The sequence below is a fragment of the Streptomyces sp. P13-3-3 genome, assembly GCF_050571355.1.
Taxonomy (GTDB): domain Bacteria; phylum Actinomycetota; class Actinomycetes; order Streptomycetales; family Streptomycetaceae; genus Streptomyces; species Streptomyces althioticus.
Map to the genome: position 1 here is coordinate 167,243 of NZ_CP192229.1, position 17,451 is coordinate 184,693.

General features: G+C 72.1%; 19 protein-coding genes and 4 pseudogenes. 10 read left to right on the top strand and 13 right to left on the bottom strand.

Translation table 11 applies throughout. From position 1 onward, the window contains the following. Window positions 1-103: 103 nt before the first annotated feature. From ACQZOG_RS27090 to ACQZOG_RS27100, 3 genes and pseudogenes are all read left to right on the top strand, one after another. Window positions 104-371: pseudogene (locus tag ACQZOG_RS27090) on the top strand (GNAT family N-acetyltransferase); the annotation flags it as partial. Window positions 372-414: 43 nt separating this feature from the next. After that, entirely contained in the window at window positions 415-1,482 is a 1,068-nt protein-coding gene (locus ACQZOG_RS27095) for a right-handed parallel beta-helix repeat-containing protein (protein WP_037638158.1), read from the top strand. 51 nt (window positions 1,483-1,533) lie between these two features. Then, a complete protein-coding gene (locus ACQZOG_RS27100; RefSeq protein ID WP_430741910.1) occupies window positions 1,534-2,568 on the top strand; it encodes a methyltransferase in 1,035 nt (344 codons plus the stop codon). A gap of 78 nt (window positions 2,569-2,646) precedes the next feature. Here ACQZOG_RS27100 and ACQZOG_RS27105 read toward each other — a convergent pair whose 3' ends face one another. The 7 genes from ACQZOG_RS27105 to ACQZOG_RS27135 all read right to left on the bottom strand — a co-directional run bounded on the left by ACQZOG_RS27105 (window position 2,647) and on the right by ACQZOG_RS27135 (window position 7,956). Further along, window positions 2,647-2,982, bottom strand: coding sequence for a TcmI family type II polyketide cyclase (locus ACQZOG_RS27105; protein ID WP_033277094.1), 336 nt, complete (start codon window positions 2,980-2,982; stop codon window positions 2,647-2,649). A gap of 34 nt (window positions 2,983-3,016) precedes the next feature. Further along, complete coding sequence (locus tag ACQZOG_RS27110; protein WP_033277093.1) at window positions 3,017-3,499, bottom strand: SRPBCC family protein; 483 nt, start codon at window positions 3,497-3,499, stop codon at window positions 3,017-3,019. 2 nt (window positions 3,500-3,501) lie between these two features. Continuing rightward, entirely contained in the window at window positions 3,502-3,762 is a 261-nt protein-coding gene (locus ACQZOG_RS27115; RefSeq protein ID WP_031016652.1) for an acyl carrier protein, read from the bottom strand. Between the two features lie 26 nt (window positions 3,763-3,788). Further along, the gene (locus tag ACQZOG_RS27120; protein ID WP_033277092.1) at window positions 3,789-5,033 is read right to left on the bottom strand and encodes a ketosynthase chain-length factor; all 1,245 of its coding nucleotides are present in this window, start codon (window positions 5,031-5,033) and stop codon (window positions 3,789-3,791) included. Continuing rightward, window positions 5,030-6,298 carry a beta-ketoacyl-[acyl-carrier-protein] synthase family protein gene (locus ACQZOG_RS27125; protein WP_033277091.1) on the bottom strand — a complete coding sequence of 423 codons (1,269 nt, stop codon included), beginning with the start codon at window positions 6,296-6,298 and terminating at the stop codon, window positions 5,030-5,032. The genes ACQZOG_RS27120 and ACQZOG_RS27125 overlap by 4 nt, the downstream gene beginning before the upstream one ends. After that, entirely contained in the window at window positions 6,295-6,762 is a 468-nt protein-coding gene (locus tag ACQZOG_RS27130; protein ID WP_033277090.1) for a cupin domain-containing protein, read from the bottom strand. Before ACQZOG_RS27130 ends, ACQZOG_RS27125 begins: the two co-directional genes overlap by 4 nt. Before the next feature lie 69 nt (window positions 6,763-6,831). Next, on the bottom strand, window positions 6,832-7,956 hold the full coding sequence (locus tag ACQZOG_RS27135; RefSeq protein ID WP_033277089.1) for a SchA/CurD-like domain-containing protein: 1,125 nt from the start codon (window positions 7,954-7,956) through the stop codon (window positions 6,832-6,834). 275 nt (window positions 7,957-8,231) lie between these two features. Between ACQZOG_RS27135 and ACQZOG_RS27140 the strand changes: the two genes are divergently transcribed. Further along, window positions 8,232-9,878, top strand: coding sequence for an FAD-dependent oxidoreductase (locus tag ACQZOG_RS27140; RefSeq protein ID WP_033277088.1), 1,647 nt, complete (start codon window positions 8,232-8,234; stop codon window positions 9,876-9,878). A gap of 28 nt (window positions 9,879-9,906) precedes the next feature. Here ACQZOG_RS27140 and ACQZOG_RS27145 read toward each other — a convergent pair whose 3' ends face one another. Together ACQZOG_RS27145 and ACQZOG_RS27150 are read right to left on the bottom strand one after the other, a co-directional pair. Next, entirely contained in the window at window positions 9,907-10,872 is a 966-nt protein-coding gene (locus ACQZOG_RS27145; protein ID WP_033277087.1) for a hypothetical protein, read from the bottom strand. Between the two features lie 149 nt (window positions 10,873-11,021). After that, entirely contained in the window at window positions 11,022-12,467 is a 1,446-nt protein-coding gene (locus tag ACQZOG_RS27150) for a glyceraldehyde-3-phosphate dehydrogenase (protein ID WP_033277086.1), read from the bottom strand. 222 nt (window positions 12,468-12,689) lie between these two features. On the opposite strand from ACQZOG_RS27150, the gene ACQZOG_RS27155 reads away from it, so the two are divergent. Further along, window positions 12,690-13,094, top strand: a complete 405-nt coding sequence (locus ACQZOG_RS27155; RefSeq protein ID WP_033277085.1) for an SseB family protein — start codon at window positions 12,690-12,692, stop codon at window positions 13,092-13,094. A gap of 207 nt (window positions 13,095-13,301) precedes the next feature. Here the strand turns inward: ACQZOG_RS27155 and ACQZOG_RS27160 are convergent. The 3 genes and pseudogenes from ACQZOG_RS27160 to ACQZOG_RS27170 all read right to left on the bottom strand — a co-directional run. Next, window positions 13,302-13,643 (bottom strand): annotated as a pseudogene (locus ACQZOG_RS27160) (nuclear transport factor 2 family protein); the annotation flags it as partial. Between the two features lie 64 nt (window positions 13,644-13,707). Then, on the bottom strand, window positions 13,708-14,097 hold the full coding sequence (locus tag ACQZOG_RS27165) for a MarR family winged helix-turn-helix transcriptional regulator (RefSeq protein WP_033277083.1): 390 nt from the start codon (window positions 14,095-14,097) through the stop codon (window positions 13,708-13,710). Window positions 14,098-14,144: 47 nt separating this feature from the next. Beyond that, window positions 14,145-14,412: pseudogene (locus tag ACQZOG_RS27170) on the bottom strand (LacI family transcriptional regulator); the annotation flags it as partial. 11 nt (window positions 14,413-14,423) lie between these two features. On the opposite strand from ACQZOG_RS27170, the pseudogene ACQZOG_RS27175 reads away from it, so the two are divergent. The 5 genes and pseudogenes from ACQZOG_RS27175 to crcB (ACQZOG_RS27195) form a co-directional block, all read left to right on the top strand. Continuing rightward, window positions 14,424-14,720: pseudogene (locus tag ACQZOG_RS27175) on the top strand (hypothetical protein); the annotation flags it as partial. Beyond that, window positions 14,714-14,971 carry a helix-turn-helix domain-containing protein gene (locus tag ACQZOG_RS27180; protein ID WP_430741911.1) on the top strand — a complete coding sequence of 86 codons (258 nt, stop codon included), beginning with the start codon at window positions 14,714-14,716 and terminating at the stop codon, window positions 14,969-14,971. The pseudogene ACQZOG_RS27175 and the gene ACQZOG_RS27180, both read left to right, overlap by 7 nt. 47 nt (window positions 14,972-15,018) lie before the next feature. Further along, the gene (crcB, locus tag ACQZOG_RS27185; protein ID WP_033277081.1) at window positions 15,019-15,462 is read left to right on the top strand and encodes a fluoride efflux transporter CrcB; all 444 of its coding nucleotides are present in this window, start codon (window positions 15,019-15,021) and stop codon (window positions 15,460-15,462) included. Beyond that, the gene (locus ACQZOG_RS27190; RefSeq protein ID WP_033277080.1) at window positions 15,459-15,824 is read left to right on the top strand and encodes a DUF190 domain-containing protein; all 366 of its coding nucleotides are present in this window, start codon (window positions 15,459-15,461) and stop codon (window positions 15,822-15,824) included. The genes crcB (ACQZOG_RS27185) and ACQZOG_RS27190 overlap by 4 nt, the downstream gene beginning before the upstream one ends. Further along, entirely contained in the window at window positions 15,821-16,195 is a 375-nt protein-coding gene (gene crcB / locus ACQZOG_RS27195; protein WP_033277079.1) for a fluoride efflux transporter CrcB, read from the top strand. Before ACQZOG_RS27190 ends, crcB (ACQZOG_RS27195) begins: the two co-directional genes overlap by 4 nt. 2 nt (window positions 16,196-16,197) lie before the next feature. Here the strand turns inward: crcB (ACQZOG_RS27195) and ACQZOG_RS27200 are convergent, their stop codons facing one another. Beyond that, a complete protein-coding gene (locus tag ACQZOG_RS27200) occupies window positions 16,198-17,304 on the bottom strand; it encodes a fatty acid desaturase family protein (RefSeq protein WP_430741912.1) in 1,107 nt (368 codons plus the stop codon). Between the last annotated feature and the right edge of the window lie 147 nt (window positions 17,305-17,451).

Below are 17,451 nucleotides of genomic sequence, written 5' to 3' on the forward strand. Positions count from 1 at the left end.
GAGAGACCCGGGCCGGCACCGACGGCCGTGTTCCGGCGAGATCTGACGTACGGCCCCCGGGCCGCTGCGTGATGGTGTGTCATCGGGCATGGCGGCCGAGGTGGCCGGGGCGGGACGTCCCGGGTCGCTGGGACCGCTGGGGGTGCACCGGGACCACCGCGGCCAGGGCCACGGCCGCGGTGGTCACCCTCGCCGCGGCGGCCGCGCTCCGGGAGCTGGGCTCGTCCAGCACCGTCGTGTGCCCCCTCAGCTCCCACACGGCCGCCGTCGCCACCTACGCGTCGGCCGGTTTCCGGCGTTTTCCCGAGCTCCGGGACCCGCGCCGGGACGCGGTACCCCACCCCGCCGCGGCACCGCGCCCGGCTGGGTGATCACCGGTGGCGGGCCACCAGGGCCGCTCATAGCTTCGGCCGTATGAACAAACGTCACATCGCGTATGTCGCCTGTACCACCGCCGTCGTGGCGGCGGGGATCGGTGCCGCGCCCTCGACCACGACCCACCAGTCGGCCGTGCACCGCGTCCAGCCCGGGCAGTCCATCCAGAAGGCCGTGGACGCCGCCAAGTCCGGGGACACGGTCATGATCGCCGCCGGCACCTACAAGCAGAGCGTCGACATCACCCGCTCGGGCATCACCCTGCGCGGCGACGCCGCCGGCCGCACCGTACTGGAACCCCCCGCGAGCGCCGGCAAGTCCGCCTGCGCCAAGGCGGGCAACGGCGTCTGCGTCACCGGCACCGACAAGAAGCCGGTGAAGAACGTCTCCGTACGGTCCCTGACGGTGCGCGGATTCGCGAAGAACGGCGTGTGGGCGACCGGCACCGAGAACCTCAAGGTGCGCTACGTGACCTCCGAGAATAACGGCCAGTGGGGCATCGCCACCGAGCGTTCCGCGCGCAGCGTGATCAGCTACAACGTCACCCGCAAGAACGGCGACGCCGGGCTGTTCGTCGCCAACACCGTCGACACCGAGGAAGGCGCGCGCGACGCGAAGAACACGGTCGTCCGCTTCAACGAGACGGCGGAGAACCGGGTCGGCGTCACCGTCCGGCGCCTGCGGAACCTCAGCGTCGACCACAACGAGGCCACCGGCAACTGCGCCGCCGTGTTCGTCGTCGGCGACGAGTCCACGCCCCGCGCCGGACACCTGAGCGTCACCTGGAACCACGTCCACGCCAACAACAAGCACTGCGCCGCGACGCCCCGCCTGCCCTTCCTCCAGGGCTCCGGCATCGTCCTCACCGGCGTGGAGGAGACCCGGGTGGCGTTCAACCGAGTCGAGAACAACAAGGGCACCTCCCCGCTGTCCGGCGGCATCGTGCTGTTCAAGAGCCTCGTCGGCACGCCCAGCGAGCGCAACGACATCCGCGACAACCTGGTGACCGGCAACAGCCCGGCCGACCTCGCCAACCGCGACACCGCGAAGACCAACACCTTCAGCCGCAACACCTGCACGCTCTCCGAACCCACCGGAATGTGCTGACCCGCCCGACCACCCCCCACCCACGGCACAACAGCAGAAGCGAGGCAACGGATGACCACCGTTGATCAGGCTCCCCCGCCGCCCATGCGGCTGAGGGAGCTCGTATTCGGAGCGGCCTGCGCGGCCGCCGTACGCGCCGCCGTCCGTCTGGGCGTGCCCGACGCGCTGGACGACAGCTCCATGACCGTCGACGACCTGGCGACGGCGGTGAAGACCCAGCCGCACACCCTGCGGCGGCTGCTGCGCGCGCTGTCGTGCCAGGGCGTCTTCGCCGAGAACCCCGACGGCACCTTCGAGCACACCGACATGTCCCGGCTGCTGCGCGAGGACGACCCGCACAGCCTGCGCTACATCGCCCTGTGGTGCACCGAGCCCTGGACGTGGAACGTCTGGCCGCGCCTCGACGAGGCGGTGCGCACCGGCGGCAACGTCTTCGAGGAGGTGTACGACGAGGAGTTCTTCACCTACCTCAACGAGTCGGCGCCCGAGTCCGCCCACGTCTTCAACCGGGCCATGACCACCTCCAGCGAGCAGTCCGCCCGGGACGTCGCCAAGCTGCTCGACCTGGACGACGCCGCCTCCGTGGTGGACATCGGCGGCGGCCAGGGACACGTCCTGGCCAGCCTCCTGGAGAAGCACCCCCATCTGCACGGCACACTGCTCGACCTGCCGGGCGTCGTCGAGAACGCCGACCCCCGGCTGCGCGACGGCGGCGCGCTCGCGGACCGCGCCCGCATCGTGGCCGGCGACTGCCGCGAGGACGTGCCCGTCGAGGCCGACGTGTACATCATCAAGAACGTGCTGGAGTGGGACGACGACAGCACCCGCCGGGTGCTCGCCGCCGTCCGCCGCTCGGCGCGCCCCGACGCCCGGGTCGTGGTCATCGAGAACCTCGTCGACGACACCCCGTCGATGCGCTTCACCACCGCCATGGACCTGCTGCTGCTCCTCAACGTCGGGGGCGCCAAGCACACCCGGCAGAGCATGGTGGACCGGCTGACCGACGCGGGCCTCGTCATCGGCGAGATCCGCCCGGTCAACGCGTATCTGCACGCCTTCGAGTGCACCGTCCCCGCCACTCCGTAGGCCGTGAACACCCCGAGGCCGCCGGCTCCGCGACTGACGCGGAACCGGCGGCCTCGGGGTTGTGCCGTGTGCGGCGGCTCAGGAGCCGGCGCCGCGCTCCCAGCGGTAGAAGCACTGCGCCATCGCGTCCTTCGGACCGCGCCAGGTCGCCGGGTCGTACGGGCTGACGTACGCCTCCAGCTCCTGGCTGATGCGCCGGAACTCCGGGTGCGACGCCACCTTCGCGATGGCGGGCGCCGGGTCCTGCTCCGACTCGATGAGATGCATGTACACGTCGTCCCCGAACTGGAAGAGACTGCGCCGGCTGACGCCGACCAGGTGGGGGAGCTCACCCCGGTCCGACGCGGCGAACACGTCGGCGATGTCCGGCGCCGAGCCGGGCTTCATCCGGGCGACGATCAGGGCGTGGTGCATGGCACTCCTTCCGGGTCCCCGACGGGACCGGTGCTCAGCGCGAGGACGCGACGGACGCCGTCTCGTTCTCGCGGGCGGCCTGCTCGATCTTGTCCCGGATGAGCGCCATCTGGGTGCGGGAGTTGCGGTTGATGTTGTCCGTCATCCAGTCGTCGTCGACCGGCGCGTCGGGCTTCATCGCGAAGTCCTGCGTCCAGCGCATCTCGATCCCGCCCGGCACCTCCTCGTACTCCCACAGGATGTCCATGTGGGCGAACGGGCCGGTCTCCACGCGACGGGCGCGCACGCGCCGCCTCGCGCGGTCGGGGGTGCGCTCCGACACCCAGCTCCACACCTTGCCGTTCTCGTCCGGGTGCATGGTCAGCCGGAACGTCGTCGTGTCGCCCTCCCGGGAGAGGATGTCCACCGACGCGTACTCGCTGAACAGCCGCGGCCAGTTCTCGAGGTCGTTCGTCATCTCCCAGACGAGGTCGAAGGGAGCGTCGACGGTGATGCTGTTCTCGGTGTGTCCTGCCACTTTCAGGCTCCAGCCGTGAGGGTGCTGTTGACCAGGTTCAGGAACTCCCGGGGGGTCCTGCAGCGCTCCGAGTCGGGCGGCAGGGACGCGCCGTACCGGTTCTCCAGTTCGCCGACGATGCCGAGCAGGCCGAGCGAGTCGAGACCGAAGGAGTCGAAGGGGGACTCCGCGGCGTCCTTGAGTTCCTTGGGGTCGACGGTGATGCCGGCCGCCTGCTTCATCAGGGCGGCCAGTTCGTCGAAGGTCACTTCGGTGGTGATCATGGGTGACTGCTCCTTCCCCGCCCGGATCACCGGGCGGAATCGTCACCGCGGCGCACGACCAGCGCCGCGTTGGAGCCCATCAGTCCCCGGCTGAGGACGAGGGCGGTGCGCAGCTCGGCGGGGCGAGCGTGCGAGGTCACCAGATCGAGGTCGTGGCAGACGTCGAACACGTTGGGCGTGGGCGGCACCAGGCCGTGCTCCATGGCCAGCAGCGCCGCCACCGTGTCCAGCACGGGCGCACCGCAGTACGCCCGGCCGAAGCCGGTCTTGGGCGCCGTCACCGGCACCCGCCTGCCGTGCGCGCCGAGGGCGTCGGCGATCGCCAGCGCCTCCGCGCGGTCCGCCTCGGGCACGCCCAGGGCGTCGGCGAACACGACGTCGATCTCCTCCGGTGCGACGCCCGCCTCGTCGAGGGCGCCGGTGATCGCGTGGACGAGGCCCTCACGGGACTCCGCCCAGCGGGACGTCCCGGTGAACGTCGCCGCGTGACCGGCCACCACGCCCCGCACGGGGACCCCGCGCTCACGGGCCCGGTCCTCGTCCTCGACGACGAGCAGGGCGCCGCCCTCGGCCGGCACGAACCCGCACGCCTTCTCGGTGAAGGGACGGTAGGCGCGGTCGGGGTCGTCGAGGGTGCTGAGCTCGGGGTAACCGAGCTGGCACACCATCGAGTACGGGGCCAGCGGCGCCTCCGCCGCCCCCACCACCATCACGTCGGTACCGCGCCCCACCGCGCGGGCCGCGTGCGCGAGGGAGTCCAGACCGCCCGCCTCGTCGCTCGCCACCACCCCGCAGGGCCCCTTGAGACCGCCGCGGATGGAGATCTGGCCGGTGCTCGCCGCGTAGAACCAGGCGATCGACTGGTACGGGCCGACGAACTTCGAACCCTGGCCCCACAGTTTCTGGAGCTCCCGCTGGCCGAACTCGCCGCCGCCGGAGCCGGCCGCGGTGACCACGCCGACCGAGTAGGGGTCGGCGGGCTCACCGCCCAGTCCGGCGTCGTCGAGCGCGAGCGCCGCCGCGGCCATCGCGAAATGGCTGAACCGGTCGGTCTGCACCAGGAAGCGGTCCTCGACGAGGGCCGCCGGGTCGAAGGAGCGCACCTCGCCCGCCACCCGCAGCGGCAGATGGTCGCAGCCCTCGCGGGTGATCAGGTCCAGTACGCCGAGACCCTCGCTGACCGACTTCCAGTAGGCGTCGGTGGTCAGTCCGTTGGGCGCGACCACACCGATGCCGGTGACGGCCGCTCGCCCGGAACGCCGCTTGCTCATCGTGTCCTCCCGCCCGTACCGGACAGCAGCACCGCGGACTGGAAACCGCCGAACCCGCTGCCGACGGAGAGCACGTGCTCCAGCTTCCGCGGGCGGGCGGTGCGCGGCACGTAGTCCAGGTCGCACTCCGGGTCGGGGGTCTCGTAGTTCGCCGTCGGCGGCACGACCTGGTGGCGCAGCGCGAGCACGCAGGCGGCCACCTCGATCGCGCCGATGGCGCCGAGCGAGTGCCCCACCATCGACTTGATGGAGCTCATGGGCGTCTCGTACGCGTGCGCGCCGAGCGACCGCTTCACCGCGGCCGTCTCGTGCCGGTCGTTCTGCCGGGTGCCGGAACCGTGCGCGTTGACGTAGTCGATCCGGCTCGGGTCGAGCCGGGCCTGGTCGAGGGTGCTGTCGATGGCGCGGGCCATCTCCAGGCCCTCACTGGTCAGGCCCGTCATGTGGTAGGCGTTGCCGTAGGTGGCGTAGCCGCTGATCTCGCAGAGGATGTCAGCGCCCCGCGCCCTCGCGTGCTCGTAGTCCTCCAGCACCAGCACCGCGGCGCCCTCGCCCATCACGAACCCGTCGCGGCGCGCGTCGAAGGGACGCGAGGCGTGCTCGGGGTCGTCGTTGTTGGGCGACGTCGCCTTGATGGCGTCGAAGCAGGCCATCGTGATCGGGGAGATCGGCGAGTCCGACGCCCCCGCGATGCACACGTCCGCCCGGCCCTCGGCGACGGTGTGGAAGGCGTAGCCGACCGCGTCGAGACCGGAGGTGCAGCCGGTGGACACCGTCTGCACCGGGCCCCGGGCGCCGAACCGCTCGGCCACCGTGGAGGCGAGGGTGCTCGGCGAGAACGCCAGGTGCAGCTTCGGGTCCGCCTTGGTGTGGTCCACGTCCCAGCGCCGGCCGCTCTCGCTGACCAGCACGTAGTCGTGTTCCAGCCGGGTGGTCCCGCCGACCGCGCTGCCCAGCGACACCGCGGTGCGCCACGGGTCCAGGGACCCGGTGTCGAGCCCGGACTGCCGGACCGCCTCCCGGGCCGCCACCACGGCGAACTGGATGTACCGGTCGGCGTGCTGGCACAGGTCCGCGTCCAGGCCGTGCGCGAACGGGTCGAAGTCGCACTCGGCGGCGATGCGGGAGCGCAGGCCCGCCGGGTCGAACAGCGTGATGCCGCGGGTCGCGGTGCGTCCTGCCGCCAGCAGGTCCCAGAACGCCGTCGCCCCGATGCCGCCGGGAGCGACCACACCTATACCGGTGACGGCCACCCGCCGGGTCATTTTATGGCCTCGCTCGGCTCGGCCGGACGGCCCGCCTCCGGCCCGCCCACCGTCAACTGCGGCCCCGACACGTCGCTTTCGGTCTCCTCCGTGTCGACGTGCCCGAGGCTCGGGTGGGGCGCGAGGGGACCCAGGTGGAACACCATGCGGGCCTCCTCGTCACCGACGTTGCGGAAGCGGTGCCGCATGTCGATCGGGATCATCAGGCCCTGCTCGGCGCGGAGCGCGAACGGCTCGCCGTCCAGGTCCACCTCGAGCGCGCCGGCGACGACGTACACGAACTCCTCGGAGTACGGGTGGTAGTGCTCGGCGATCCGCTCACCGGGCTTGATGACGGCCAGCCCCATGAAACCGCTCGTGGAGCCCACGGTGGCCGGGGTGAGCAGGGTCCTGAGGTCACCCCCGCGCCGGCGGTTGGGCTCCGTCTCGCTCAGGTCCACGATGCGTGGATGCTGCTTGGACATGGTTGATACCTCCGGGTGTTCCGGTGACGTCCCCGGCGCGACGGCCGCGGACGCCACCGTGGTCGACCGTCAGGAAGCCGCCGCGCTGCGGTCGGTGACGGGCAGCATGTCGGCGTGCGACAGCAGCCGGTTGAGGGTGCGCTCCGAGTCCAGATCGCCCTCGACGCCGATCGCGGCGCCGTCCAGGAGCCGCCGGAGCTCCGCCGCCTTGCCCGGGCCCTTGATGCCCAGCGCGGCGAGCGGGTCCAGGTCGAGGTCGCCGGTGACGTCGACGAGACGCACCACGATGTCGTCCCGCTGGAACACGGTGCTCGCGTGCACCGGGCTGTCCGGGTCGCCCGCCGCGGCCTCGTCCTGGTGGGCGAGGAACCGGGCCAGGTCCATGCCGCGGCCCTGCACGGCGGGGTAGTACAGCGCGTGCCGCCGCAGCCCCTGGGGCTCCGGCCGGCCGGCCGTCACATGGTGCACGGCGGGCAGCGCGGCCCGGGTGAAGAACAGCCGCGCGGACTCGGGGTCGGTCAGGTCCCGGTCCTGCTCGAGATAGGGGTTGATGGCCTCCTCGACCGCCCGCACCTCCGGCTGGCGCGCCACGTGACGCAGGGCGGCGAGCAGGTCGCCCTCCACCTCCACGGCCCGCACGACCCGGTTGCCGTGCATGAACAGCGAGGTGCGGCGCAGTCGCGTGGTGTCGTCGACCTGGGCCTTGGGCGACTCGTACCCGGCCAGCAGCTCCGCCACCTTGGACTCGGAGCCCGGCTTGACGGTGAAGGTGAGGGCGTGGCGCGCCACGCCGTCGCCGACCCGCACCTCCGACTGGAGGCCCGCGGCGGCGGCGCCGGGGGCCAGGGGCTGCTCGGGGAAGGTCTCGCGCACGACGCTGTAGCGCATCGACCGGGTGTCCCGCACGCAGCTGTGCATCGGCCGGACGGTCTCCACGTGCTCCTCGCTGTTCACCCACGCGAGGAACGGAGGGGCGCTCTCCCACTCGCTGGTGATCAGCCACTGCGAGGGGTTCTCGATCGACTGGCACAGCTGGTCGCTGATGTGACCGGGCACGGACGCGACCGCGTTCCGCATGTGCTCGTAGGCCTCGAGGAACTGCTCCTGCGCCCCCTCGTACAGGTCGAGCAGCAGGATCACCCGCAGCCTGGAGCCGTCGAAGGCCGACTGCGATATGCGTCCCGACATGGTCATCCGGCGCACCTCTCCTCTTGTTGGGGAAACCCCTGCGGCGGGGCTTCTTCCGGAAGCTCTTCACGGAAGGTCAGGAACGACCGCCGTGTCCGATGGGCAGGGGGTCGCCATGTGTCGATGGTCGGGTCGGCCTCCGGAGCGCGCGAGCGACACGGCGCAGGCGGGTGAACCGCGCGCCATCCGGGTGCCGCGCGGACGGGAAGGGCCCCGTACCGGGGATGACATCAGCGTCCCGTTCCTCAACCACGACCCGGGCGAACGCTGGAGGCGTTGCAATGAACCGATCGGGCACGACCGGCGAGGCGGTCCACCGCACGCCCGTCCTCATCGTCGGGGGCTCCCTGGTGGGCTTGTCGATGTCCCTGTTCCTGGGGCGGCTGGGTGTGCCGCACACGCTCGTCGAGCGGCACGCGGGCACCTCGATCCATCCGCGCGGGCGGGGCAACAACGTGCGCACGATGGAGCTGTTCCGCACCGCCGGCGTGCAGGAGCGCATCGTCGAGGCCGCGTCGGTCCTGCAGGACAACCACGGCATCCTCCAGACGCCGAGCCTGGTGGGGGACGCGGGCGAGTGGCTGTTCCGGGAGATCGACCCCGGCGGCGGCCTGGCCCGCTTCAGCCCCGCCGCCTGGTGCCTGTGCAGCCAGAACGACCTGGAGCCGGTGCTGCTGCGCAGCGCCAGCGAGCTGGGCGGCGACCTGCGCTACAACACCGAGATGATGTCGTTCGACCAGGACGGCGACGGGGTGACGGCGCTGGTCAAGAGCCGGGAGACCGGCGAGCACACCACGATCAGGGCGGACTACCTGGTGGCCGCGGACGGCCCGCGCAGCCCCGTCCGGGAGCGGCTCGGCATCGGCCACAACGGCCCCGGCGACCTGTTCCACAACGTGAGCGTCACCTTCTCCTCGCGCCGCCTCGCCGGCGTGGTCGGCGACCGCCGGTTCATCGTCTGCTACCTCACCGACCCCGAGGCCGACGGGGCGCTGCTGCCGGTGGACAACCGCGAGCACTGGGTGTTCCACGCCCCCTGGCACCCCGAACACGGCGAGACGCTCGAGGAGTTCACCGACGAGCGGTGCACCGAGCACATCCGGCGGGCGGTGGGCGTCCCGGACCTGGACGTCACCGTCACCGGCCGGGCCGCCTGGCACGCGGCCGAGCGGGTCGCCGAGCGGTACGCCGACGGGCGGGTGTTCCTGGCCGGCGACTCCGCGCACGAGATGTCGCCCACCGGTGCGTTCGGCTCGAACACCGGCATCCAGGACGCCCACAACCTCGCCTGGAAGCTGGCCGCCGTGCTGGGCGGCTGGGCCGGGCCCGGCCTGCTGAGGAGTTACGACGCCGAGCGCCGGCCCGTCGCCGAGGCCACCAGCGCCCGCGCCTCCTCCCGCTCGGTGGAGCACAGCCACCCCGGCTACACCCCCGACGCCGAGGCCGCGGCGCTCGTCGGCCGCAAACGCGGCATCCTCAACGTGGCCCTCGGCTACCGCTACCCGCGCGGCGCGGTCCTCGGCGCGAACCCCGCGGCCCCGGTGGTGCCGGACGCCCTCACGCTGACCGGCGAGCCCGGCAGCCGCGCACCGCACCTGTGGCTGGACCGGGCCGGCGCCCGCATCTCCACGCTCGACCTGTACGAGCGCTCCCTCGTCCTGCTCGCGTCCCCGCACAGTCCGTGGCTCGCCGCGGCGGCCGAGGCGGCGGCCGCACTTCCGGTGCCGCTGGACGCGTACGGGGTGGGGGAGGGCGCCGACCTGGTGCCGGAGCCCGGCGCCGACTGGGCGGAGGCCCACGGGATCACGCCGGACGGCGCGGTGCTGGTGCGGCCGGACGGCTTCGTCGCCTGGCGCCACGAGGGACGGGCCGCGGACCCGGCCGGCGCCCTGCGGGACGCGGTCACCACGGTGCTGTCCCGCGTCTGAGCGACCGAGGCCGCCGGGGCGCTGCGGGTCACCCGCCGCCGATGCCGCCCTGGCGGCCGCGCTCGGCCTTCGCCATGTGCTGCTCGTACCGCTGGACCGCCGGCCCGTCGACGTCCCAGGGCCACGGGGTGACCGTGCCCTGGAGCGCCTGGAACACCGGGTGGGCGTCCGCCGCGCGGCCGGCCGCGCACAGCGCGTACGCCAGGACGTTGAGGTCGGCGGGCGCCGCCGCGTGCTGGAAGAACCCCGGCTTCGGCCACAGCGCGGCGGCCTGGTGCAGCGCCGCCGCCAGATGTCCGCTCTCGAAGAGCTGGCCCGCGGTCATCGCCCGCATCCCGCCCTGTGCGAGCAGGCCCTGGTACTGCCGTACGGCGGCGGTGAGTTCGACGGCGGCGCACGGGGCGTTGGCCGGGATGCGGGTGCGGACGGCGTCGACGAAGTCCAGCACCGAGGCGCTGGAGCCGCCCTCCTCGGGCGACAGCAGGGCGAGCATCTGCAGGAACGCCTCGCGGTTCCAGGGGTCGCGGTCGGTGGCCTGCCGCCACAGGGCGTCGACGTCCTTGTGGTCGAAGCGGACGACGCGCGCGGTGCCGAGCAGGACCACCCACGGCAGGGGGTCCTCCGGCGACAGTTCGGCGGCCCGGTGGCACCGGGTGATCAGCGTGTCGGTGTCGTCGAGGCGCCGTTCCTCCAGGGCGCGCACCAGGGTGGTCCAGGAGTGGAACACCAGCGCGTCCGCGTCGTCCGGGTCGCGCTCCAGCCAGGTCTCGGCGATGCCGGTGCCGGAGGCGGCCCCGGCCAGCACGGACACCCGGTGTCCGCGGAGGTCCCAGTCGTCCCCGGTCTCGTCCAGCAGTTCGGCGATCAGCTCCGCGTCCGCGGCCTTCCCGCTGCCCCGCTTGCTCAACTTGCCCAGGGCTTTGGCCAGTTGGGTGTCTCCCAGGGAGCGGGACATACGGGGGCGTCGGTTGGGGCGCGTACTGAAGAGGGGCATGTGCGAAGACTAGGAAGCGGATCGGCCCGTTCAACCGGTACGGGGTGATCGTTATCGATCTGGCCCTTACCGCCGGTCAGCCGGGCAGACCGGGGCGGGGCCGGACAACTCGCCGGCCCCGCCCCGCCCGTCGTGGTGCGTGACGTGGCTCAGACCGCGGGGGCCGGGTACGTCGGGTACTCCACGCCGGACACGTACTGGACGACGCGGACGACCTGGCACGAGTAGCCGAACTCGTTGTCGTACCAGAGGTAGAGGATCGCGTTGTCGCCGTCGACCTTCAGGGCGCCGGCGTCGACGATCGAGGCGTGCCGCGATCCGACGAAGTCGCTGGAGACCGCGTCCGGGGCGCTGATGAAGTCGATCTGGCGCTTCAGCGGGGAGGTCAGCGACACGTTGCGCAGGTAGTCGAGGACCTCGTCGCGGTTGGTGGCGCGGCCCAGCTGGAGGTTGAGGATGGCGATCGACACGTCCGGCACCGGCACGCGGATGGAGCTGCCCGTGATCGGGGCCTTCAGGTCGGGCAGCGCCTTCGCGACGGCCGACGCGGCACCCGTCTCGGTGATCACCATGTTGAGCGGCGCGGACCGGCCGCGGCGCTCGGACTTGTGGTAGTTGTCCAGCAGGTTCTGGTCGTTGGTGAACGAGTGGACGGTCTCCACGTGGCCGCGCAGCACGCCGTACTCGTCCGCCATCGCCTTCAGCGGCGGCACGATCGCGTTGGTGGTGCAGGACGCGCAGGACATGATGCGCTCGTCCGGCTTGAGGGTGTCGTGGTTGACCCCGTGCACGATGTTCGGCACGTCGCCCTTGCCGGGCGCGGTCAGCACCACCTTGTCGACGCCGGGACGCAGGTGCTGCGAGAGGCCCTCCCGGTCGCGCCACTTGCCGGTGTTGTCGATCAGGATGGCGTTGTCGATGCCGTACGCGGTGTAGTCGATCTCGGTCGGGTCGTTGGCGTAGATGACCTTGATGACGTTGCCGTTGGCGACGATGGTGCTGTTCGCCTCGTCGACGGTGATCGTGCCTTGGAACTGGCCGTGCACCGAGTCGCGGCGCAGCAGCGAGGCGCGCTTGACGATGTCCTGCTCGCCGCCGCGGCGCACGACGATCGCGCGCAGCCGCAGGCCGTTGCCGGAGCCGGACTTCTCGATCAGCAGACGGGCGAGGAGGCGGCCGATGCGGCCGAAGCCGTAGAGGACGACGTCGCGGGGCTCACGGCGCTCGATCTTGTTCGCGCCGGTGGCGCCGGCGACGGCCTCGGCGGTGAACTCGGCGACGGACTTGCCCTGGTCGTCCGCGCGGTAGGCCTCCGCGAGCAGGCCGATGTCGATCTGCGAGGGGCCGAGGTCCAGCGCGGTGAGCGCCTCGAGGAACGGCAGGGTCTCGGTGACGGAGAGCTCCTCGCCGGCGATCTGCCGGGCGAAGCGGTGCGTCTTGAGGATGCTGACCACCGACTTGTTCACCAGGGAGCGGCTGTGCAGCAGGACGGTGACGTCCCGCTCCCGGTGCAGCTTCCCGATGATCGGGATCATCGACTCCGCGATCTCCTCGCGGTGCTTCCAGTTGGTGAACGAGTCTTCGTTGACAGTCACAGCATCATCTTTCGAGCTAGAGGGTGCTCATATGATAGCCATGCCGCTCGGAGGGGTCGGAGGGGGTCCGCCACCGACGTGCGAAGAGGCTCGGCGGGCCGTGCGGGAGGGCGCGCGGCTCGCAGGGTTGCGCGACATGCGAACGGGTACGCGTCCCCTACTGTGCCCGGGCCCGAGCGGGATCCGGGCGGGCCGACAACCGCCGCTACCAGGGAATTCGTCATGGAAACACCCGCGCACGAGAACAACGCCCCCACGCCCGCGCAGCGGGCCCTGGACGCACTGTCGGAGAACACCGAGGACACGGCGGCTCTGGACGCCCTGGCCGACAGCGACGTCCTGATCCCGGTCCCCGACGACGCGGGCGACGAGGAGGCCGCCGACCCCGGCGCCGTCGCGCTGCCCGTGCTGGAGCAGCCGGGAGGCACCCAGGTGGTGCCCGTGTTCACCTCCGAACTGGAGATGGCCGGGCTGCTCCCGTTCGTCTCCCGCTACCGCCTGGTCCCGCTCGGCGCCCTCGCCGCGCAGTGGCCGGCCGACGACCTGTCCCTCACCATCGACGGCAGCTCCGAGCACCGCCTGACCCTTACCTCGGAGGGGGTCCGCACCCTGCTGGCCCGCCCCTGAGCGCCCCGGCGCCCGGGCCCCGGTCCGTCTCGCTCGCACCGAGCCGGAGGACCGGGGCCTTCGTCGTTCCCAGGCGGCGTGGGCCGGGGCCATGTCGTCCGGCAGGCGCGGAGGGGTGCCCCGGTTCCACACCACCCGCAGGGCCGTCGCGGCGATCCGCCAGCCCTCCGCCGTCCTGACCAGCTCGGTCTCGGTGTGCCCGGCGGAGACGAACACCCCATCCGTGCCGTCCGCGAGCACATGGGTGCTCAGCTGGGCGCCCCGCACGGTGGCCCGGTCGCCGTCGATCTCCACGACGTCGTCGGCGGACAGGTGCACGGTCCGGTCGAACAGCGCCATCCCGCGCCGGACCCGCTCCAGCACCGCGGCGCGCCCGCGGACGGTGCCGATGGGCATCTCCGCGACGACGTCCTCGGTGTGGAAGGCCCGCGCCCACTCCTCGTCGAAGACCGCCTCGTCCAGGGAGCGCAGATAGCGGCTGATCAGGTCGGTCACGGCGGCGCGGTCGCTCAGGACCTGCACCTGCCGTCGCATCTCGTCGGTGTCCATGGCCGCAGGCTGCGTCCTCAAGCGCGCTTGAGGTCAAGCGGCTATGCCGCGGCGAGGGCCCGGCTCAGTCCCCGAGCGCCCGGGCCAGGGCGGCGCGCTGGACGGGGAGGGTCTCGGCGTGCAGCTCGCGGCCGCGGGCGGTGAGCTGCACGTAGACGCCGCGCCGGTCCGTCGGACACGTGCTGCGCTCGACCAGGCCGTTCTTCTCCAGACGGGCGATCAGCCGCGACAGCGCGCTCTGGCTCAGATGCAGCCGGCCGACCAGATTCTGCACCCGGCACTGCTCGCCGCTCGGGGGAGTGGCGGTCGCGAGCAGGTGGAGCACCTCGAAGTCGGAGGCGCCCAGGCCGTAGGGGTGCAGGGCGCGGTCGATCTCGCCCTGGGTGCGGGCGTGCACGGCGAGGATGTCACGCCACCGTTCCTCGAGCCGCGCCTCGTCGGTCGTCCCTGCCATACGGGAACCGTAACATTTGTTCGAAATTCAATGAACTCCTGGCGGGGTCAGGCCGACGCCCGTTTCACCGACTCCGTCGGCAGGATCACCGCCGCCGTCTCCTCCCCGCCGATCTGCGCCGGCAGCACCCGCACCATCGCGGCGCCGATGCGGTCCCAGGGCTGGCGGATCGTGGTCGGCGCGGGGCTCACGCGACGGTCGCGGGGCTGTCGTCTCACCGGAGACGATCCGCCTTCGTCCTTCGCGACGCCAGCCTCCGTATGCACCTCCCGGTAGCCGGCCGCCCCGCCCCGCCCCGCCCGGGGTGTCCAGCGGCTGGGAGGTGCACCTGGACCGCCCGTGACGGCAACGGCAGGGACCCGGCCGACCCGTCCTCCGGCAACGGCTGGGAGAAGCAGGCGCTGTTCGACCACGACGACCGCGCCCTGCCCGCCATGGAGTGGTTCGGCCACCGGGGGGCGGCCCCCGAGCACCGTTTCGCCGTTCAACCGCCTTGCCGCGCAAGGGCGTTGACTCCGGACAAGCTGCCCGCAGTACGGGACACGAGCACCCCGGGCGCGGCACAGTGGGAGGGCGCCGGAGACGAGGAAGCCCGGCGCGGAGGTAGGTGGACGACATGCTGAGGAATCCCGCCGACGGGACACGACTGCGCATCCTCGCCTGGCTGGCCGAACCGGACACCGCCGGACGCGGCCTCACCGCGGACGACGTCGCCGCCCGCCTCGGCGTGCCCCTCCCGGTAGCCCACACCCACCTCCGGCTGCTCACCGCCCTCGGCCTGCTCCGCCCCACCGGCCAGGACGACGGCCTCCGCTACCACCGTGACGAGATCCGCCTCGCCGAGGTGACCCGGCTGTTCGAGAAAGGCTGGTGACCCCGGCCGGACTAAGCTGATCCCGTGCGAACAGGAGAGCTACGGCCATGACGACGGCGCAGACCGGGCGATCCCGGGGCCGCTCCGCCGTTCGGGCCCAGGCACCCGTCGTCGCGGCGGTCGCGGCAGGCGGCGGAGTAGGAGCCGCGGCCCGCTACGCGGCCGTCGTGTGGTGGCCGACGCCGGCCGGTTCCTTCCCGTGGACGATCCTCTGGGTCAACGTTCTCGGCTGTGCCGTGATCGGCGCGTTCATGGTGATCGTCGCCGAGGCGCGCACCGCCCATCGCCTCCTCCGCCCGTTCTTCGGCAGCGGCGTCCTCGGAGGCTTCACCACCTTCTCCACGTACGCGGTGGACGTCCGCGGCCTGTTCGAGGCCGGCCGGCACGGCGCCGCGCTCCTCTACCTGGCCGCCACCCCCGTCGTGGCCCTGACCGCCGTCTGGGCGGCCACCGCGGCCACCCGCCGGGCGCTGAGCAGGAGGCAGCCATGACCACTCCGACCACCGGCGCGCTGCGCCTGACCGTGCTCGTCGGCGAGTGCGACACCTGCCGTCACCGGCCGCTCTACTCGGAGATCGTCCACCGGGCGCACGCGGCGGGCCTTGCCGGAGCCAGCGTGTTCCGCGGCATCGAGGGCTTCGGCGCCTCCTCGCTCGTGCACACCTCCCGGCTGCTGTCGCTGAGCGAGGACATGCCGGTGGCGGTCGTCGTCGTCGACACCGAGGAACGGGTGCGGGCCTTCCTGCCGGAGGTCGACGCGCTCGTTCCCGAGGGACTGGTGTTCCTCGAACGGTGCGAGATCGTCCCCAGGCCCGGGAAGGGCGACGACCCGCTGCGGGAGGGCCGGGGGTGACCTGGCTGTACGTGGTGCTCGGCGCGATGGCGGGGGCGCCGTTGCGGTATCTCACCGACCGGGCCGTGCAGTCACGGACCCGCTCGGGCCTCCCCTGGGGGACGTTCACCGTCAACGTCGCCGGCAGTCTGGTCCTCGGCCTGCTCGCCGGTGCGGCAGCCGCGGGCATCGGGGGGCCCGAGCTGCACCTGCTGCTCGGCACCGGCCTGTGCGGCGCCCTCACCACCTACTCGACCTTCTCCTACGAGACCCTCCGCCTGGCGGAGAGCGGCTCCCTCGGGTACGCGGCGGCCAACGTCCTCGCGAGCACGGCGGCCGGCCTGGGCGCCGCCTTCGCGGGCGCCGCCCTGGCGGGGGCGGTGTGGCCGTAGGGTCAGTGCCCGGCCTCGCGCAGGGGCGCGCCCACCTCCCGCAGATGGCGCAGCGCCGTGCGGTGCGAGGCGACGAGACCCGACCGGCAGTACGGGACGCCCAGCTCGGCGCAGTACCGCTCGGTGATCACCTGAGCCTTCGCCAGGGCCGGCGTCGGCATGCTCGGGAACAGATGGTGCTCGATCTGGTAGTTGAGGCCGCCCATGAACACGTCGGTCAGCGCACCGCCGTCCACGTTGCGGGAGGTCAGGACCTGGCGGCGCAGGAAGTCCAGCTCGGTCCCCTCCTCGACCATCGGCATGCCCTTGTGGTTCGGCGCGAACACCGAACCGAGGTACAGGCCGAACAGCCCCTGATGGACGGCGACGAACGCGAGGGCCTTGCCGGGGGAGAGGAGTGTGAAAATCCCGCCGAAATAGACCGCGAAATGCGCGACGAGGAGAGTGCCCTCCAGTACGGGCCGCTTCATCGACGGGCTCCGCAGCGCCCGGAAACTGCTGAAACTCAGATTGAGGCCCTCGAGGGCCAGCAGTGGGAAGAAAAGCGCCGCCTGATGTTTCCCGATGAATCGGGCAGGGCCCTTGGCCTGCCGTGCCTGACGGCGTGACCAGACGATGATGTCGGGCGCGACGTCCGGGTCCTTGTTCTCGTGATTCGGGTTCGCGTGATGGCGGGTGTGCTTGTTCATCCACCAGCCGTAGCTCATGCCGAGCAGCACGTTCGCCACCACGAGACCGCCGGTCTCGCTGGGACGCCGGCGCGAGAACACCTGGCGGTGCGCCAGGTCGTGCGCGGCAAGACCGAGCTGCCCGAACACGACGGCCAGCGCGGCGGCGACGAAGAGCTGCGACCAGCTGTCGCCGAGCATCAGGAACACGGCGACGCTGCCGGCGAGGGCGAGGCCGACGGCCGTGAAACGCACCGAGTAATACAGCGGACGGCGACGCAGCAGACCCGCATCGGCTATTCGCCGGGACAACTCGGAGAAATCGCTCCCTCTTCCCGAGCTACTCCCTGAGTCCCTTTCTCGTCCGCCCCCCTGAGGTTTTGTCTGCTTTTCGTCCTCGTCCGTGGGGTGGATTCCGGGCAGTGCCGTCGAATGTGCCATGTGCTCAGTATGGGGGGTGATTTCCGCGGCGAAGAATGGCGGTGGCACCCGCATCCGACGGGACGGTCGCCCCCAGGGGGATGGGGGTGTTGTCCTCAGGGGCCGGGGTGTGGCCGACACCACCCCGGGCCGTCCCCGCTTGACAGT

Coding starts and splice junctions, on each gene's coding strand:
- ACQZOG_RS27200 (WP_430741912.1), bottom strand. CDS start 17,304: ATGGCACATTCGACGGCACTGCCCGGAATCCACCCCACGGACGAGGAC.
- ACQZOG_RS27115 (WP_031016652.1), bottom strand. CDS start 3,762: ATGATCACCACCGAAGTGACCTTCGACGAACTGGCCGCCCTGATGAAG.
- crcB (WP_033277081.1), top strand. CDS start 15,019: ATGACGACGGCGCAGACCGGGCGATCCCGGGGCCGCTCCGCCGTTCGG.
- ACQZOG_RS27095 (WP_037638158.1), top strand. CDS start 415: ATGAACAAACGTCACATCGCGTATGTCGCCTGTACCACCGCCGTCGTG.
- ACQZOG_RS27125 (WP_033277091.1), bottom strand. CDS start 6,298: ATGACCCGGCGGGTGGCCGTCACCGGTATAGGTGTGGTCGCTCCCGGC.
- ACQZOG_RS27100 (WP_430741910.1), top strand. CDS start 1,534: ATGACCACCGTTGATCAGGCTCCCCCGCCGCCCATGCGGCTGAGGGAG.
- ACQZOG_RS27155 (WP_033277085.1), top strand. CDS start 12,690: ATGGAAACACCCGCGCACGAGAACAACGCCCCCACGCCCGCGCAGCGG.
- ACQZOG_RS27130 (WP_033277090.1), bottom strand. CDS start 6,762: ATGTCCAAGCAGCATCCACGCATCGTGGACCTGAGCGAGACGGAGCCC.
- ACQZOG_RS27180 (WP_430741911.1), top strand. CDS start 14,714: ATGCTGAGGAATCCCGCCGACGGGACACGACTGCGCATCCTCGCCTGG.
- ACQZOG_RS27190 (WP_033277080.1), top strand. CDS start 15,459: ATGACCACTCCGACCACCGGCGCGCTGCGCCTGACCGTGCTCGTCGGC.
- ACQZOG_RS27120 (WP_033277092.1), bottom strand. CDS start 5,033: ATGAGCAAGCGGCGTTCCGGGCGAGCGGCCGTCACCGGCATCGGTGTG.
- ACQZOG_RS27135 (WP_033277089.1), bottom strand. CDS start 7,956: ATGACCATGTCGGGACGCATATCGCAGTCGGCCTTCGACGGCTCCAGG.
- ACQZOG_RS27165 (WP_033277083.1), bottom strand. CDS start 14,097: ATGGCAGGGACGACCGACGAGGCGCGGCTCGAGGAACGGTGGCGTGAC.
- ACQZOG_RS27145 (WP_033277087.1), bottom strand. CDS start 10,872: ATGCCCCTCTTCAGTACGCGCCCCAACCGACGCCCCCGTATGTCCCGC.
- ACQZOG_RS27105 (WP_033277094.1), bottom strand. CDS start 2,982: ATGCACCACGCCCTGATCGTCGCCCGGATGAAGCCCGGCTCGGCGCCG.
- ACQZOG_RS27140 (WP_033277088.1), top strand. CDS start 8,232: ATGAACCGATCGGGCACGACCGGCGAGGCGGTCCACCGCACGCCCGTC.